At 71.3% G+C, this 16867-nt stretch carries 12 protein-coding genes and 1 pseudogene; 7 read left to right on the top strand and 6 right to left on the bottom strand.

Annotated elements, in window-relative coordinates:
• Window positions 1-5 precede the first annotated feature (5 nt).
• Window positions 6-746, bottom strand: a complete 741-nt coding sequence (locus VET29_RS21035) for a cobalt-precorrin-6A reductase (RefSeq protein WP_324923068.1) — start codon at window positions 744-746, stop codon at window positions 6-8.
• Between the two features lie 883 nt (window positions 747-1629).
• Here VET29_RS21035 and VET29_RS21030 point away from each other — a divergent pair.
• Window positions 1630-2706, top strand: coding sequence for a cobalt-precorrin-5B (C(1))-methyltransferase (locus tag VET29_RS21030; RefSeq protein WP_324923066.1), 1077 nt, complete (start codon window positions 1630-1632; stop codon window positions 2704-2706).
• Here the strand turns inward: VET29_RS21030 and cobM are convergent.
• Both cobM and cbiE read right to left on the bottom strand, forming a co-directional pair.
• Window positions 2630-3391: a precorrin-4 C(11)-methyltransferase gene (cobM, locus tag VET29_RS21025; RefSeq protein ID WP_324923064.1), complete on the bottom strand. Its 762-nt coding sequence runs from the start codon at window positions 3389-3391 to the stop codon at window positions 2630-2632. The genes VET29_RS21030 and cobM overlap by 77 nt on opposite strands.
• Window positions 3388-4584 carry a precorrin-6y C5,15-methyltransferase (decarboxylating) subunit CbiE gene (gene cbiE, locus VET29_RS21020; RefSeq protein ID WP_324923062.1) on the bottom strand — a complete coding sequence of 399 codons (1197 nt, stop codon included), beginning with the start codon at window positions 4582-4584 and terminating at the stop codon, window positions 3388-3390. The genes cobM and cbiE overlap by 4 nt, the downstream gene beginning before the upstream one ends.
• A gap of 195 nt (window positions 4585-4779) precedes the next feature.
• On the opposite strand from cbiE, the gene VET29_RS21015 reads away from it, so the two are divergent.
• Genes VET29_RS21015 through VET29_RS21005 form a run of 3 tightly spaced genes read left to right on the top strand, consistent with a single transcriptional unit; the run spans window position 4780 to window position 8755 of the window.
• The gene (locus VET29_RS21015) at window positions 4780-6759 is read left to right on the top strand and encodes a putative cobaltochelatase (protein ID WP_324923060.1); all 1980 of its coding nucleotides are present in this window, start codon (window positions 4780-4782) and stop codon (window positions 6757-6759) included.
• Window positions 6759-7373 carry a cob(I)yrinic acid a,c-diamide adenosyltransferase gene (gene cobO / locus VET29_RS21010; RefSeq protein WP_324923058.1) on the top strand — a complete coding sequence of 205 codons (615 nt, stop codon included), beginning with the start codon at window positions 6759-6761 and terminating at the stop codon, window positions 7371-7373. Before VET29_RS21015 ends, cobO begins: the two co-directional genes overlap by 1 nt.
• Window positions 7367-8755: a cobyrinate a,c-diamide synthase gene (locus VET29_RS21005; RefSeq protein WP_324923056.1), complete on the top strand. Its 1389-nt coding sequence runs from the start codon at window positions 7367-7369 to the stop codon at window positions 8753-8755. Before cobO ends, VET29_RS21005 begins: the two co-directional genes overlap by 7 nt.
• Here the strand turns inward: VET29_RS21005 and VET29_RS21000 are convergent.
• Window positions 8728-9351 (bottom strand): annotated as a pseudogene (locus VET29_RS21000) (CbtA family protein); the annotation flags it as partial. The gene VET29_RS21005 and the pseudogene VET29_RS21000 sit on opposite strands and share 28 nt — an antisense overlap.
• A gap of 5 nt (window positions 9352-9356) precedes the next feature.
• A complete protein-coding gene (locus VET29_RS20995) occupies window positions 9357-9569 on the bottom strand; it encodes a CbtB domain-containing protein (RefSeq protein ID WP_324923054.1) in 213 nt (70 codons plus the stop codon).
• Window positions 9570-9731: 162 nt separating this feature from the next.
• On the opposite strand from VET29_RS20995, the gene VET29_RS20990 reads away from it, so the two are divergent.
• Entirely contained in the window at window positions 9732-10292 is a 561-nt protein-coding gene (locus VET29_RS20990; protein ID WP_324923052.1) for a histidine phosphatase family protein, read from the top strand.
• An 88-nt stretch (window positions 10293-10380) separates the two neighbouring features.
• Here VET29_RS20990 and VET29_RS20985 read toward each other — a convergent pair whose 3' ends face one another.
• The gene (locus VET29_RS20985; RefSeq protein WP_324923050.1) at window positions 10381-11085 is read right to left on the bottom strand and encodes a family 16 glycosylhydrolase; all 705 of its coding nucleotides are present in this window, start codon (window positions 11083-11085) and stop codon (window positions 10381-10383) included.
• A 536-nt stretch (window positions 11086-11621) separates the two neighbouring features.
• On the opposite strand from VET29_RS20985, the gene VET29_RS20980 reads away from it, so the two are divergent.
• Window positions 11622-15638 (top strand): hypothetical protein, encoded by a 4017-nt coding sequence (locus VET29_RS20980; RefSeq protein ID WP_324923047.1) that lies wholly within the window; start codon window positions 11622-11624, stop codon window positions 15636-15638.
• A gap of 38 nt (window positions 15639-15676) precedes the next feature.
• A complete protein-coding gene (locus VET29_RS20975) occupies window positions 15677-16624 on the top strand; it encodes a pectate lyase (RefSeq protein ID WP_324923045.1) in 948 nt (315 codons plus the stop codon).
• Window positions 16625-16867 lie beyond the last annotated feature (243 nt).

Raw genomic sequence — 16867 nt, 5'->3', positions numbered from 1 at the left:
GGTCTTCACCCCAAGGCAGTATCCAACCAGCTGAGCGCGTGGTCGACGGTGGCGACGGTGGGAACGTCGGGCACCGCCGGCCGCCGCACGATCACGACGGGCTTCCGGAGCAGCCGAGCGGCATGAAGCTTGGCGACGGTGTGCTCGCCGCCGCTGTCCTTGGTGACGAGGACGTCGATGCGGTGCGTACGCATGAGGTCGAGCTCGCCGTCGAGCGCGTAGGGGCCGCGGGAGAGCAGGAGCCGCATCCGCTGTGGCAGGGGTGGCGTGGGTGCGTCGACACACCGAACGAGGAACCAGAGGGGCGAGCCGGCGAAGGCGGAGAGCCCTTGCCGGCCGGTGGTGAGAAAGACACGCTCACCGAGTCCGGGCAGCAGCTCGGCGGCTTCGTCGAGGGAGTCGGCCCACCGCCAGTGGTCCCCGTTTCCCGGCGACCACCCGGGACGGCGCAGCAGAAGAACCGGCACCCCGGCAAGCCCCGCGGCGACAGCGGCGGACTCGCTGATCCGCGCGGCGAACGGATGAGTGGCGTCGACGACGACGTCGGCACCTTCGGCCCGCAGCCAGTCGGCCATGCGCTCGGGCCCGCCGAACCCGCCGACCCGCACCTCGCCGACGGGAAGCCGAGGCTCCCGCACCCGCCCGGCAAGCGTGGAAACGACCCGCACTCCTTGGCGATCCACGAGATGCGCGGCGAGTTCCCGAGCCTCCCCGGTCCCACCGAGAATCACGACACTCCTGGTCACGGGCACCCACCCTCCTGCGAACGAGTGTCCCTTTCGCTCGCACTCACCGAGTGAAGATTATCCACACCCCCCGTTGACCAGCCGTTTTGTCCGCATCGGCCAGTATGATGGGACCGGGGCCGGCCCCCTGGGTTGGGTGGGGGACTGCCCACCCAACCATCTGTGTTCGCGTTGATCTTGAAACACGGGCGTGGGTGCTGGCGAGGTCGCAGAACCGGTGGTCAACGGGTGCGCGAAGGCCCGGGTCGGGGTTCTCTCGGCCGGCATGGCGGGTGGGCAACTCGGGAAATCGCGAACTTCACGCTTTTGCCTCGGTGCGCCGGGCTGGTCCGTAGGGGTCTGTACGCGAGCCGAAAGGCTGGAACCGCAGGAACTCGACCTTGCCGGGGCCCTCTGGGTTGCGCGGGAGAATGCCCAACCAACCACCTGCGTTCAGGTCGATCTTGAAACATGCGAACACGGGCGTGGGTACTGGCGAAGTCGCAGAACCAGTGGTCGACGGCTGCGCGAAGGCCCGAGTCGGGGTTCTCCCCGTCCGCTATGGCGGGTCGGCAACTCGGGAAAGCGCCGAACTTCACGCGTGTTGCTTCGCTGGGCCGGCCCGGCCCGGCATGGTCGATACGCTAGCCAAAAGGCTCCCTGGAACCGCGGGAACTCGACCTTGCCGGGGCCCTGCGGGTTGCGCGGGAGAATGCCCAACCACCACCTGTGTTCAGGTCGATCTTGAAACGAGCGAACACGAGCGTGGGTACTGGCGACGCGCCCGAACAGCACACAGACGCCCCCTGCTGGCTTGCGGGACTACCCACGCGACCACCCACGTTGGCGTCGATCAAGAAAGCCCCGGTCGGTGGGTTGCGGGCGGGGCTGGCACGCTGAGGCCGTGAGTTCCTCGCTGCGGCGTGGGTGGACGACAGGCGCCTGTGCCACCGCCGCCACCAAGGCGGCCGTCATCGCGCTGCTCACCGGCGAGTTCCCCGACCCTGTCCAGATCACCCTCCCCAAGGGACACACCCCCGCCTTCGCCCTCACGCAGACCGAACTCACCGGCGACACCGCCATGGCCGCCATCGTCAAGGACGCCGGGGACGACCCCGACGTCACCCATGGGGCGACCATCCGGTCCACCGTCCGGCACGGTCGGCCCGGCACCGGGGTCACCTTCCGTGCCGGTCACGGTGTCGGGACCGTCACCAAGCCCGGTCTGCCGCTGCCCGTCGGCGAGCCCGCCATCAACCCGGTCCCGCGCCGGCTCATCCGCGAGGTCGTCGCCGGCGCCGGAGCCACCGACATCGTCGTCGAGATCTCGGTCGACGACGGCGAGGAGATCGCCCGGCACACCTGGAACCCACGCCTCGGCATCCTGGGCGGACTGTCCATTCTGGGCACGACGGGCATCGTCGTCCCCTACTCGTGTTCGGCCTGGATCGACAGCATCCGCCGCGGGGTCGACGTCGCCCGTGCCGCCGGCCACCGGCACGTGGCCGCCTGCACCGGCAGCACCTCCGAGAAGGCCGTCCAGGACCTCTACCGCCTCCCCGACGACGCCCTCCTCGACATGGGTGACTTCGCCGGCGCCGTCCTCAAGTACCTCCGCCGCCACCCCGTCCCGCGCCTCACCATCGCCGGCGGTTTCGCCAAGCTGTCCAAGCTCGCCGACGGCCATCTCGACCTCCACTCCGGACGGTCGCAGGTGGACCTCGCCAACCTGGCGAGACGCACCGCCGACCCCCGGCTCGGCGCCAGGATCGCCAACGCCAACACCGCGCTCGAGGCCCTCCAGCTGGCCCAGGCGGCCGGCGACCCGCTCGCCGACGCCGTCGCCGAGGCCGCGCGCGCGAAGGCTCAGGACATCGTCGGCGACACCACCGTTGACGTCCTCGTCATCGACCGGACGGGGCGGACTGTCGGTCGCGCGCCGCGGAGTACAGGTGACTGTCCGGGAACTCCGACGCCGTGAGCACCGCGCCCACGATGATCACCGCGGTCCGCCGCACGCCCGCCGCGTGCACCTGCGCCGCGATCGTCGACAGCGTCCCGCGCAGCACGACCTCGTCCGGTCGTGACGCGTACGCCACCACCGCCACCGGGCAGTCCGGCCCGTAGGACGGCACCAGCTCGGCGACCACCTGGTCGATCCGCTGCACGGCCAGGTGCAGCACCATCGTCGACCGCGAACGCGACAACGACTCCAGGTCCTCCCCCGGCGGCATCGCCGTCGCACGAGCGGACACCCTGGTCAGCACCACCGTCTGCCCCACGCCCGGCACCGTCAGCTCCCGCCGCAGCGCAGCCGCGGCCGCCGCGAACGCCGGCACCCCGGGCACGATCTCCCACGGCACCCCCGCCGCGTCCAGCCGGCGCGCCTGCTCGGCCACCGCGCTGAACACCGACGGGTCGCCGGAGTGCAAGCGCACCACGTCGTGCCCCGCCGCGTTCGCCGCCACCAGCAACGCGATGATCTCGTCGAGCGTCAGGTCCGCCGTGTCCACCAGCCGCGCGTCCGCCGGACACGACGCCAGCAGCTCGGCCGGCACCAGGCTCCCCGCGTACAGGCACACCCGCGCCGCCTCCAGCAACCGCAACGCCCGCACCGTGACCAGGTCGGCCGCCCCTGGCCCGGCACCCACGAAGTGCACCGTCATGTCTTCACTACCTCCCACTGGGTCACCGGCATCATCGGCTTCCACCCCGTGAAGCCGCCGATCGGGGCCGCCCTGCTGACCTCGATCCTGGTCAACGCGCCCCCCACACCTGCCTGCCACCGCGTGAGCACGGACTCCGACTCGAGCGTCACCGCGTTGGCGACCAGCCGCCCGCCGGCACGCAGCGCCTCCCAGCACGCCGCGAGCACCCCGTCACCGGACACCCCGCCGCCGACGAAGATCGCGTCGGGGCGCGGCAGGGTCGACAGGGCGGCGGGCGCCCGGCCGTGCACGACGGTCAGCGCGGGCACGCTGAGCAGTTGCGCGTTCCGCAGGATCGCCTCGGCGCGCTCGGCCCGCGACTCGACGGCCACCGCCCCGCAGCTCGGGTGGGTGCGCATCCACTCGATCGCGACGCTGCCCGAGCCCGCGCCGACGTCCCACAGCAGCTGCCCCGGCAGCGGCGCCAGCGCGGCGAGTGTCACGGCCCGCACCTCGCGCTTGGTGAGCTGGCCGTCGTGGTCGAACGCGTCGTCCGGCAGGCCGGGTGTGCGGCCCAGCGGCGACACGCCGGGCGCCAGCAGGCAGTCGAGCGCGATCACGTTCAGCCCGCCCACCCGCGCGGACCACGTGGCCGCCGTGCCGTCGTGCCGGCGCTCCCCCGCGCCGCCCAGCTCCTCGAACACGACCATCGGCGTCGGCCCGTACCCCCGGGTGCTCAGCAGCTCCGCCACCTCACCGGGTGTGGCGGCACCGGCGCTGAGCACCAGGAGCCGCCGGTTCGGCTGCGCGAGCAGCGACTCGACCGGACGCCCGACCAGGCTCACGACCTCGACCTCCTCGACCGGCCAGCCCAGCCGCGCACACGCGAGCGACACCGACGACGGGTGCGGCACGACCCGCACCGCCGCGGCCCCGAGCAGTCGCACCAGCGTGCCGCCGATGCCGAACATCATCGGGTCACCGCTGGCCAGCACGCACACCCGCTTCCCGCGGTGCTCGGCCAGGAGCGGCTCGACCGCCGGCAGCATGGGCGAGGGCCACGGGACCGCGAGCGCGTCGGACGCCGGCAGGAGCGCGAGCTGCCGGCCACTGCCGATGATCACTTCGGCGCCGCCGAGCTCGAGCTGGGCGGACAGCGAGAGCCCGTCCCAGCCGTCCGCGCCGATCCCGACCACGGTGATGGTTGCCACGGGTCCAGCACGGTAATCGACAGCCGGGCCGCCGTCTGACACGATGCGAGAACACCTACAGCAGGGTGTCCGAGGAAATCCAGTGTGAATCTGGTGCGGTCCCGCCACTGTGACCCGGAGCGATCCGGGGAGCCAGACACTCGGCCCCAAGCTGGTTGCACCGACTCGGGCGCGGACCCGGGGAAGGATTCGCGGATGACCGCCGGTTACCCCTTCTCGGCCGTCGTGGGGCACGACGACCTTCGCCTGGCGCTCCTGCTCAATGCCGTGCACCCCGTCATCGGCGGTGTGCTCGTGCGTGGCGAGAAGGGCACCGCGAAGTCCACTGTGGTCCGTGGGCTCGCCGCGCTGCTGCCGTCCGTGACCGTGGTCGAGGGCTGCCGGTTCAGCTGCGACCCCGCCGCACCGGACCCGGCCTGCCCGGACGCGCCCCACGATCCCGTCGCCGCGACCCGCGGCGCGCGGCTGGTCGAGCTGCCCGTCGGCGCCACCGAGGACCGGCTCGTCGGTTCGCTGGACCTGGAACGCGCGCTGACCGAGGGCGTGCGCGCGTACCAGCCCGGCCTGCTGAGCACCGCGCACCGGGGCGTGCTGTACGTCGACGAGGTCAACCTGCTGCACGACCACCTCGTCGACCTGCTGCTGGACGCGGCGGCGATGGGCCGCGCGCACGTCGAGCGCGAGGGCGTGTCCGTGTCGCACGCCGCGTCGTTCCTGCTCGTCGGGACCATGAACCCGGAGGAGGGCGAGCTGCGGCCGCAGCTGCTCGACCGGTTCGGGCTCACGGTCGAGGTGGCGGCGTCGCGGGACGTGGCCACGCGCACGGAGGTCATCCGCCGGCGGCTGGCGTTCGAGGCCGATCCGGCGGGGTTCGCGACGGCATGGGCCGCGCAGGACGCGGAGCTCGCCGCGCGGATCGTCGCGGCGCGGGCCGCGCTGCCCTCTGTGGTGCTGCCGGACGTGGAGCTGCGGCGGATCGCGGCGCTGTGCGCGTCGTTCGGGGTGGACGGCATGCGCGCGGACCTCGTGGTGGCGCGTGCCGCGATGGCGCACGCGGCATGGCGCGGTGGCGAGGCGGTCGAGGAGAAGGACGTCGAGGTGGCCGCCCGGCTGGCGTTGCCGCACCGGCGCAGGCGCGACCCGTTCGACGAGCCCGGCCTCGACGAGGAGCAGTTGCAGCAGGCGTTGCGGGACGCGGCCGAGAGCGCGGAGCCGCCCGGCGACGGGCCGCCGGACGACGGACCGGACGGACCCGACGGACCCGACGGACCGCCCGGTGGCGGCGAGGCTCCCCCGGAGTCCGAGGTGGACCAACCGAGCCCGCCGGCGGCGGGCGGCGAAGAGGCGCCGAAGCCCGCGGCGGCACCGGATCCGGCCTTCCGCGCCCGGCTGCTGGCCGTGGACGGCGTCGGCGAGGGCGCGCCCGGCCGCCGGTCGCGGGCACGCGCCGGCTTCGGCCGGACGCTGCGGGCCACACAGTCCCACGGCCACGGGGTCCACCTCGTCGGCACGCTGACCGCGGCGGCACCCCACCAGCTGGCCCGTGGCCGCACGGACACGCCCATCCTGTTGCGCCGCACGGACATCCGGCAGGCGGTACGCGAGGGCCGGGAGAGCAACCTGGTGCTGTTCGCGGTCGACGCCTCCGGCTCGATGGCCGCCCGCAAGCGGATGTCCGCCGTGACGGGCGCCGTGGTGTCCCTGCTGCTGGACGCCTACCAGCGACGCGACAAGGTGGGGCTGATCACCTTCCGCGGCACGCAGGCGGACCTGGCGCTCCCGCCGACGTCGTCGGTGGAGGCGGCCGTGATGCGGCTGCGGCGGCTGGGCACCGGCGGGCGGACCCCGCTGGCGGCCGGCCTGCTGCGCGCGCACCGGACGCTGGCGATCGAACGGCTGCGTGACCCACGCCGGCGGCCGCTGCTGGTGGTGGTGACGGACGGCCGCGCCACGGTGCCGCTGCGGACGGACCCGGTCGAGGACTCGTTGCGGGTAGCGGGTTTCCTGGCCGCGCAGGGGGTGGCGAGCGTGGTCGTCGACTGCGAGCGCGGTCCGGTGCGGCTGGGGGTGGCGGCCCGGCTGGCGGCGGCGCTGGACGGGGCGTGCGTGCGGCTGGACGAGCTGTCGAGCGACGTGGTGACCGGAGTCGTACGCGCGGCGAGGAGTGTGGCCTGATGCCGCAGGGACGCGTGGAGAGCACGCCGGAGGACGGGCTGACGACGAGGCAGCGCCGGAACCGGCCGCTGCTGATCGTCCACACGGGCGAGATGAAGGGCAAGTCGACGGCCGCGTTCGGGCTGGCGCTGCGGGCGTGGAACCAGGGCTGGCCGATCGCGGTGTTCCAGTTCGTGAAGTCGGCGAAGTGGAAGGTGGGCGAGGAGAACGCCCTGCTGGCGCTGGGTGAGGTGCACGAGCGGACCGGTCAGGGCGGTCCGGTCGAGTGGCACAAGATGGGCGCGGGCTGGTCGTGGTCCAGAAAGCAGGGCACGGAGGAGGACCACGCGTCGGCGGCCGCCGAGGGCTGGCGCGAGATACGGCGGCGGCTGGCGGAGGAACGGCACACGCTGTACGTGCTGGACGAGTTCACCTACCCGATGGGGTGGGGCTGGGTCGACGTGGGCGAGGTGGTGGAGACGCTGACCAACCGCCCCGGTCACCAGCACGTGGTGATCACCGGCCGCCGCGCCGCGCCGGAACTGGTCGAGGCCGCCGACCTGGTCGTGGAGATGGCCAAGGTCAAGCATCCGATGGACACCGGCGCCAAGGGACAGAAAGGGATCGAGTGGTAGGGCGGGTCGTCGTCGCGGCACCCTCCTCCGGCAGTGGCAAGACCGTCGTCGCCACCGGGTTGATGGCGGCGCTTCGACGGGCCGGGCACGCCGTCGCACCCTTCAAGGTCGGACCCGACTACATCGATCCCGGCTACCACACGCTCGCCGCCGGACGTCCCGGGCGCAACCTCGATCCCGTGCTCGTGGGCGAGGACCTCGTCGGACCCCTCTTCGCGCACGGCTGCGCCGGCACCGACATCGCCGTGGTCGAGGGCGTCATGGGACTGTTCGACGGGCGCGTCGGCAGCGGCGCCGGATCCACCGCGCACGTCGCCGAGATCCTCGACGCACCCGTGCTCCTCGTCGTCGACACCCGCGGCCACAGCACCAGCCTCGCCGCGCTCCTGCACGGGTTTCGGTCCTGGCGCCCCTCTACCCGGCTCGCCGGGGTGATCCTCAACCAGGTCGGCTCCGACCGGCACGAGGCCGTCCTCCGCGATGCCTGCGACGAGGTCGGGCTCGACGTCGTCGGCGTCCTTCGCCGCCACGCCGCCGTCGAGGTGCCCTCCCGCCACCTCGGGCTCGTCCCCGCGGTCGAACACGGTGCGGCGGCACGGAAGGCCGTCGAGGCCATGGCCGGGCTCGTCGCCGACGGCGTCGACCTCGCCGCCGTCGTGGCGCTCGCGGGACAGGGCAGGACAGGCGAACCCTGGGCGCCGGACGTCGAACGAACACCCGGCAGACCCGTGATCGCCATCGCCGGCGGCCCGGCGTTCACCTTCGGGTACGCCGAGCACGCCGAGCTACTCCGCGCGGCCGGCGCCGCGGTCGTGACCGTGGATCCCTTGCGGGACAGCACTTTGCCGGACGGCACGGCGGGCCTCGTGCTACCCGGCGGCTTTCCCGAGCAGTACGCGCCCGAGCTGTCCGCCAACGCCGCGCTCCGGCGGGCTATCAGCAGGGCCACGACACCGATCCACGCCGAGTGCGCCGGGCTGCTCTACCTCACGAGAACCCTTGACGGCCAGCCGATGTGCGGGGTCCTCGACGCCGAGGCCACCATGACCGACCGGCTCACCCTCGGCTACCGCGACGTCGTGGCCACGAACGACACGGTCCTGTACCCGCGGGGAACCCGGCTCACCGGACACGAGTTCCACCGCACGACCGTCACCCCGAGACACGGCGAGCCGCCGGCCTGGCGCTGGCGCGGTGGATCGGACGGGTTCGTCACAGACCGGGTCCACGCGTCCTATGTGCACATTCACCCGGCGGCGGCGCCCACCGCCGTCGCCCGGTTCGTCGCCCGGTGCAGCAGCGCGGCGAACCCGACGCCGATCGTGGCCCACAGCACCACCTGCGTGCCCAGCGAGGCGAGCCGGAAGTCCCACAACGTCTGAGCCGGGAAGTCGTGCGGCACCTCGTCGAAGGTCGGCAGCAGCGAACCGGCCACCGACACGAGCACCAGGTAGGCGAGTGCCGCCCCGATCGCGGCGAGCCAGCCGGCGCGGCCCACGTACACGGCCACGACCGCGAGGACCACCGAGATCGCCATGATGCCGAAGAACGCGGCCGTGCGGTCGCCGATGGTCTCGGCATGCCCGACGGCGGGCGGGTTCGGCGGGTAGCTGACGTACGGCACGAGCACCACGGCCACGAACCCGATCGCGATGACCGCGGCCACGGTCGTCCGCGGCGTGCGGGTGCCCAGCCGCCCGTTGGCGAAGGCGAACAGCAGCGCGACGATCCCGCCGAGGGCGGTGCCGAACGCGCACGTCGCGACCGCGAGCCCGATCGTGCTCTGCACGTCCCGGGACACCGGCTCCGGCTCGGCCGAGCCCGACTCGGACTCGTGTTCGTGGCCGGCGCCCTGTTCCTCGATCGCGATGGCGGTGTCGACCGACGGCTCGCCGTACACCGACGCGAACCCGAACGCGAGCACACCGCCGAGCAACCCGGCGAGCAGACCCCACACCAGGAGGGAGCGTATGGACATCGGCGTCAGTGGCAGGGGAAGCCGAGCAGGTGACGGCCGTCGTGCACGAACTCGTGCACGTTCGCCCCGCCGAAGATCGAGAGCGCGCCCTGCTCGGTGCTGACGAAGTACATCACCAGCAGCAGGAGCAGACCGGCGAACACGGCCCACGGCAGGAGCTGCCGCACCGGTATCGCGGGAATGACAAGGGGAGTGGGGGCGTCGACTGCGTGCGACATGTCGCCTCCTCGGGCTCGTGCGACCCGTTCGGTGGAGCGGAAAGACGGTACAGGGTCTGACTCGTGCCGGAACGGCACATACAGCGGCGCGACCGTGCCGGAATCTCACCGGCTTCCTCGTACCATCAAGGTCCTTCGGAACCTACCACCCGCGGGAGCCCCATGACCAGCCGTGTTGTCCTGCTGTGCCACGCCGCGACGTCGGCGACCCGCCGGGCCGCCTTCCCCGCCGACGAGCCGGTCGAGACGGACCCGGCCCCGCTCCCGCTGCGCGCCGACACGTACCTGACCGCCCCGGAGACCAGCTGCCGGCAGACCGCGACGGCACTCGGCCTGCCCGCGACCGTCCACGAGGCCCTCCGCGACTGCGACTTCGGCGCCTGGCGCGGCCGCACCCTGGACGACGTCACGACGTCGAGCCCCGAGGACGTCGGCCGTTGGCTCACCGACCCGTCGGCCAACCCGCACGGCGGCGAGTCCACACTGGACCTGCTCGACCGCGTGGGCGCCTGGCTCGACACGCTGTCCGACGGCAGGACCGTCGCGGTCACGCATCCCGCGGTCGTCAAGGCGGCGGTGGTGCGGGCGATCCTGGCCACCCCGCGGTCGTTCTGGCGCATCGACGTGCCCCCACTGTCCCAGACCATGCTCTCGGGACGGGCCGGCCGATGGACCCTCCGCCTCGGCTCGGCCGCCGGGGCGACGACCCGACCAACGCCGTGACGTCGCGCCGGCTCGGCCGCTCCCCCGCGACCACACCGCCCGCCGTCGCCACGATCCCGTCGACGGTCCACCGGCGTTCCGACCCGGATCAGGCTCGCGTCCGCCCCACGTAGACGTTGCGGGCGCGGTAGACCGTGTCGCCGGACGGCCCCGGTGAACCCGACGAGCCCTCCATCTGCAGGTTGATGATCAACCACATCGGCCTGCCGACGAAGTTCGCGCCGCGGTGCTGCCCCACCCAGCCACCGTCGAGGTAGTAGTGGATGTCGACGTCCGTGGCGTTGACCTTCGCGATCCAGGCGCGGTAACCGTGCCAGCCACCCGGGTTCGACACCGGGACGATGGTGTTCGACCAGCCGCCGCTCGCGTTCTTGTAGGTGTTGAACCAGTTCCGGCCGTCGCCCTTGAACTCCAGGATGTCGCTCTCCGGCGGCCAGCTGCTCGCCCCGGTAAGCCAGAAGGCCGGCCAGGTGCCCCGGGCCGACGACGCCTGGAACTCGCCCTTCACCTCCCAGTTGGGGAACTGGTCGTTGACGACGATCTGCGGTTTCGCGTGGATGGCGCCCGAGTGGTAGTGGATCGGCAGGTGCGGGTCGGACGAGCTGGTGCCCTCGTCCCAGGTGATGCGCGCGGCCCTGATCGCCAGCACGCCCGGGCTCTCGAGGTAGAGGTGGTTGATGTCGCTGGAGCTCGCGTACATCCTGGCGCTGCCGTTGTGGTCGGAGCCCCAGGGGTACAGGTAGTGCCACGACGCCTCGAGCGCCGGCCGGTGCGCGAACGAGCCCTCGAGCACCGTCTCCCACGTCGCCCCACTCGCCGCACCGGATTCGAGCGCGCTCCCAAAGACACCGGCCGCACCCGCAACCAGCAGTTTTCTTCGGTCGAACCGGTGAGGTCGGCCATCATTACCGCCAGGCGGAGCCACGGGTAGAGGCATCGTTGCCACCCCTCGCTCGAAATTGCGGAGCTACTGCCAGGAAAGCGCTTGCCTTAGCACGTTAGAGCCGTCCGGCGACCCTCGTCAACTGGTCGGGCCGGTGCGCGATCTTCGCGTGATCGTTAGCGAACTTTATGAGAACGCGCCGAGCTGGGAATACTTGTTAACGTTCACACCCCTGTGGCACACTTCAAAAGCCAGGAAAGCGCTTCCCTGTTGACACCCCTCGCACCCGAGTGCTAACAATTTGTTCCACCTCGGCTGGGAGCGCTCCCAGCCCCGCGCCGGAGCGCGCCTCCCGAATGATCCTCAGTGGACATCGAGCGGCTCCCCCTCCCACGCCGACCGGCAGCACGCCCCCGGCGAACGATCCCACAAGGAAGTGGTCGATCATGCGGACAACCCACGCACTGGCCGCGGTGGCGATAGCCGCCGCGGCCCTCGTGGCACCTCACGCGAACCCCACCCCCGCGGCGGCGGCAGCTCCCGCCGCGGAGACCTACTCATGGCGCAACGTGGAGATCGCCGGCGGCGGGTTCGTCCCCGGCATCATCTTCAACCGCACCGAACAGAACCTGATCTACGCCCGCACCGACATCGGCGGCGCCTACCGGTGGAACCAGAGCACCGGCAGATGGGTCCCGCTGCTGGACTGGGTCGGTCAGAACAACTGGGGCTACAACGGGGTGGTCAGCCTCGCCACCGACTCCGTCGACCCGAACCGGGTCTACGTGGCGGCCGGCATGTACACCAACAGCTGGGACCCCAACAACGGCGCCATCCTGCGCTCGACCGACCGCGGCGCGAACTGGCAGGTCAGTGCGCTGCCGTTCAAGCTGGGCGGCAACATGCCCGGCCGCGGCATGGGCGAGCGGCTGGTCGTCGACCCCAACGACAACCGGGTGCTCTACCTCGGCGCCCCGGAGGGCAACGGCCTGTGGCGCAGCACCAACTCGGGCGTCAGCTGGTCGAAGGTGACGAGCTTCCCCAACCCGGGCAACTGGGCACAGGATCCCAATGACGCCAACGGATATCTCTCGCACCGGCCAGGTGTGGTGTGGGTGAGCTTCGACAAGTCGAGCGGCACGGCCGGCAGCCCCACGCGGGCGATCTACGTCGGCGTCGCGGACCTGCAGAACACCGTCTACCGCAGCACCGACGCGGGCGCGACGTGGACTCGCGTCGCCGGCCAGCCGACCGGCTACATCGCGCACAAGGGTGTGCTTGACGAGACCAACCACGTGCTGTACATCGCCACGAGCAACACCGGTGGCCCGTACGACGGCGGCAAGGGCGACGTCTGGAAGTACAACACCCAGACCGGCGCGTGGACGCAGATCAGCCCGATCCCGTCGTCCAGCGGCGACGACTACTTCGGCTACAGCGGCCTGACCATCGACCGCCAGCACCCGAACACGATCATGGTCGCGACGCAGGTGTCGTGGTGGCCGGACGCGATCTTCTTCCGCAGCACCGACGGCGGCGCGACGTGGACCCGGATCTGGGACTGGGCGAGCTACCCTAACCGCACCACCCGCTACACCCAGGACATCTCCGCCGCGCCGTGGCTGAACTTCGGCACCAACCCGCAACCACCCGAGGTGACACCGAAGCTCGGCTGGATGAACGAGTCCGTGGAGATCGACCCGTTCAACTCCAACAGGCTCATGTACGGCACGGGCGCGACCATCTACGGCACGACCAACCTGACCGCGTGGGACGCCGGCCAGAAGATCACCATCCGGCCGATGGTGTCCGGGCTGGAGGAGACCGCGGTCCTCGATCTCGTCAGCCCGCCGTCCGGCCCGCCGCTGGTCTCGGGGCTCGGCGACATCGGCGGCTTCCGGCACGACAGCCTCACGGCCGTGCCGTCGAAGATGTTCACCCAACCGGTGTTCACGACCACGACGAGCCTGGACTACGCGGAGAAGAGTCCCGGCGTGATGGTCCGCGCCGGCAACTTCGCCGACTCCGACCGGCCGAACGACAGCCATGTCGCGTTCTCGACCGACGGCGGCGCGAACTGGTTCCAGGGCACCGAACCCGGCGGCATCAACGAGGGCGGCACCGTCGCCGCCGCGGCCGACGGCAGCCGGTTCGTCTGGGCGCCCAAGGGCCAGCCGGTGTTCTGCTCGGTCGGCTTCGGCAACTCGTGGACCCAGGCACAGGGCCTGCCCACCGAGTCCATTGTGGAGTCCGACCGCGTCAACGCCGGCAAGTTCTACGGTTTCAACGGCGGCCGGTTCTACGTCAGCACCAACGGCGGCGCGAGCTTCACCCAGACCGCGGCGAGCGGGCTGCCGTCGACCGGGAGGTTCAAGGCGCTGCCGGGCGTCGAGGGCGACATCTGGCTCGCCGGGGACACCGGTGTGTTCCACTCGACCAACTCCGGCGCCTCGTTCACCAAGCTGTCCACCGTCACCAAGGCGACCAGCATCGGCTTCGGCAAGGCCGCGAGCGGCAGGACCTACCCGGCGCTGTACTCGCTGGCGACGGTCGGCGGAGTGTCCGGTGTGTACCGGTCGGACGACACCGGCGCGACCTGGGTGCGGATCAACGACGACAAGCACCAGTACGGCAACGCGGGCGACGCGATCACCGGCGACCCTCGGGTCTACGGCCGCGTGTACCTGGGCACCAACGGCCGCGGCATCGTCTACGGCGACCGCACCGCGACCGCGGCGAGCGTCACGGCGGCCAACGGCACCACCGAGAGGCTCGACCGCGGCCTGATCAGCGTCCGGTCGGACAAAGGGAACTTCGTCAGCTGGCGGCTGCTCACGTCCGACCCGACCGGTGTGGCGTTCAACGTGTACCGCGACGGCACACTGGTCACCCGGGTCACCGGTGTGACGAGCTGGCTCGACGCGGGCGCGACGGCGGACGCGAGGTACAGCGTGCGCCCGGTGGTGAACGGCGCGGAGCAGAGAACCGCGGCGGGCGAGGTGACCCCGTTCGCCACCTCCATGGACGTGCCGCTGCAGGTCCCGGCCGGCGGCACGACACCGGACGGCGTGGCCTTCACCTACAGCGCCAACGACGCGAGTGTCGGCGACCTGGACGGCGACGGCCAGTACGAGATCGTGCTGAAGTGGGACCCCAGCAACGCCAAGGACAACTCGCAGTCCGGCTACACCGGCAACGTGTTCGTCGACGCCTACCGGCTCAACGGCACCCGGCTGTGGCGCATCGACCTCGGCCGCAACATCCGGGCCGGGGCGCACTACACGCAGTTCCAGGTGTTCGACTACGACGGCGACGGCCGGGCCGAGGTCGTGATGAAGACCGCGGACGGCAGCAGGTCCGGCACCGGCCAGGTGATCGGCAGCTCCAGCGCGGACTACCGCAACTCCTCCGGCTACATCCTGTCCGGCCCCGAGTTCCTGTCCGTGTTCCGCGGCACCGACGGCGCCGTGCTGGCGACCGCGGACTACGTGGTGCCCCGCGGCACCGTGTCGTCGTGGGGTGACAGCTACGGCAACCGGGTGGACCGGTTCCTCGCCGGTACGGCCTATGTGGACGGTTCGCGGCCGAGCATCATCATGGCCCGCGGCTACTACACCAGATCGGTGGTCGTCGCGTGGGACTACCGCAACGGCGCGCTGACCAGGCGGTGGACGTTCGACTCCAACTCCTCCACCAACGGCTCCGCGTGGACCGGCAAGGGCAACCACCAACTGTCCATAGCGGACGTGGACGGCGACGGCCGCGACGAGATCATGTACGGCTCGATGGCCGTCGACGACAACGGCGCCGGCCTGTGGCAGAACAACACCCACCACGGCGACTCCTACCACGTCACCGACCTCGTCCCGTCCCGCGCGGGCCTGGAGGTGTTCAAGCCGACCGAGAACACCACCGACCCGGCTGACTTCGTCGCCGACGCACGCACCGGCCAGCTCGTCTGGAGCTCGCCGTCGTGCGGCTGCGACAACGGGCGTGGCGTCGCGGCGGACGTCTACGCCGGCAACCCCGGCGCCGAGGTGTGGTCGTCGGGTGTCGGCGGACTGCGCAGCGCCACCAACGGTGCCCAGGTGTCCAGCCGTAAGCCCGGTTCGGCGAACTTCGTGATCTGGTGGGACGGCGACGCCCAGCGCGAGCTGCTGGACGGCACGCACATCGACAAGTACGGCACGGGCGGCGACACCCGGCTGCTGACCGGTTCCGGTGTGGCGTCGAACAACGGCACCAAGTCGACCCCGGCGCTGACGGCCGACATCCTCGGCGACTGGCGGGAGGAGGTGATCTGGCGGACGTCGGACAGCCGCGCACTGCGGATCTACTCGACGACCGACAGCACGAGCATCTCGCGCCCGTCGCTGATGCAGGACCGCCAGTACCGGGAGGCGGTCGCCTGGCAGAACACCGGTTACAACCAACCACCACACCCGAGCTTCGCGATCAGTTGATCAAGAAGGATCCCTGCAACCAAGGAGTGGTACGCGTCATGCGTAAGACAGTTGTGAGAAGAGGGCTCGCCGGAATCGCGGCGGTCGCCGCCGCCTCGGCACTGACGGTGGCCATGCCGGGCGTGGCGTCGGCGGTCGGCTCGCCGACCGGGTTCGGCGCGGGCACCACCGGCGGCGGCAGCGCGTCGCCGATCACGGTGACCAGCGGCTCGGCACTGGTCAGTGCGATGAAGGCGAGCGGCGCCGCGGTCATCCGCGTCCAGGGCATGGTGTCGTTCACCGGCATGCAGGACGTCACGTCGAACAAGACGATCATCGGCGTCGGCGCCAACTCCGGCATCCAGGGTGGTGGCGGCATCGACGTCGACGGCGCCACCAACGTGATCATCCAGAACCTGAACTTCCGCGGCGGCAGCGACGACCTGATCAACGTCCAGGACAGCTCGACGAAGATCTGGATCGACCACAACAACTTCTTCGACAGTGCCGACGGCGCGCTCGACATCAAGCGCGGCTCGGACTTCGTCACCGTGTCGTGGAACAAGGTCCAGAACCACGACAAGTCGTTCCTGCTGGGGCACAGTGACGACAACGGCAGCCAGGACCGCGGGCACCTGCGGGTCAGCTACCACCACAACTGGTTCGCCGGCAGCACCCAGCGCCACCCGCGGGTGCGGTTCGGCAACCCGGTGCACGTGTACAACAACTACTACCAGGGCGTCACCTCCTACGGTGTCGCGTCCACGGTGGAGGCCGGCGTTCTCGTCGAGGGCAACTACTTCGAGAACACCAACCGCGCGTGCGACCTCGGCCAGGGCGACTCCCCGGCCGGCAAGCTGGTGCAGCGCAACAACACGCTCGTCAACTCGGGTGCCTGCGCGGCGACCGGGACGGTGAACGCCATCCCGTACTCGTACTCGCTGGAGCCCGCGGCGACCGCGAGGACGAACGTCATCAACGGCGCCGGCGTGGGCAAGATCGCCTGACCGGCGCGACCCACGAGGGCGGCTCCCACTCCCTGCCTCTGGGGAGCCGCCCTCCTGGCGTACCTGCGGATGTCGTACCCCCGGGTTACAGTCAGCGCCGTGGCTGACGTAGAGGTGCTCGAAGTGGCCGGCCGGTCGGTGCGGATCACCCACCCGGGCAAGGTGTTCTTCCCAGAGCGGGGGAACACCAAGCTGGACCTCGCCCGCTACTACCTCGCGATGACCGAGCCGCTGATGGCGGCC

It is taken from the genome of Actinophytocola sp., from assembly GCF_035634895.1.
Taxonomy (GTDB): Bacteria; Actinomycetota; Actinomycetes; order Mycobacteriales; family Pseudonocardiaceae; genus Actinophytocola.
The sequence above is the reverse complement of the archived record's forward strand: the minus strand, read 5'-3'. Positions and strand labels throughout refer to the sequence as shown.

What these genes read in the sequence shown, in the direction of transcription:
- VET29_RS20975 (WP_324923045.1), top strand. Translation starts at nt 15,677, where the DNA reads ATGCGTAAGACAGTTGTGAGAAGAGGGCTCGCCGGAATCGCGGCGGTC.
- VET29_RS20990 (WP_324923052.1), top strand. Translation starts at nt 9,732, where the DNA reads ATGACCAGCCGTGTTGTCCTGCTGTGCCACGCCGCGACGTCGGCGACC.
- VET29_RS20980 (WP_324923047.1), top strand. Translation starts at nt 11,622, where the DNA reads ATGCGGACAACCCACGCACTGGCCGCGGTGGCGATAGCCGCCGCGGCC.
- VET29_RS21015 (WP_324923060.1), top strand. Translation starts at nt 4,780, where the DNA reads ATGACCGCCGGTTACCCCTTCTCGGCCGTCGTGGGGCACGACGACCTT.
- VET29_RS20995 (WP_324923054.1), bottom strand. Translation starts at nt 9,569, where the DNA reads ATGTCGCACGCAGTCGACGCCCCCACTCCCCTTGTCATTCCCGCGATA.
- cobM (WP_324923064.1), bottom strand. Translation starts at nt 3,391, where the DNA reads ATGACGGTGCACTTCGTGGGTGCCGGGCCAGGGGCGGCCGACCTGGTC.
- cobO (WP_324923058.1), top strand. Translation starts at nt 6,759, where the DNA reads ATGCCGCAGGGACGCGTGGAGAGCACGCCGGAGGACGGGCTGACGACG.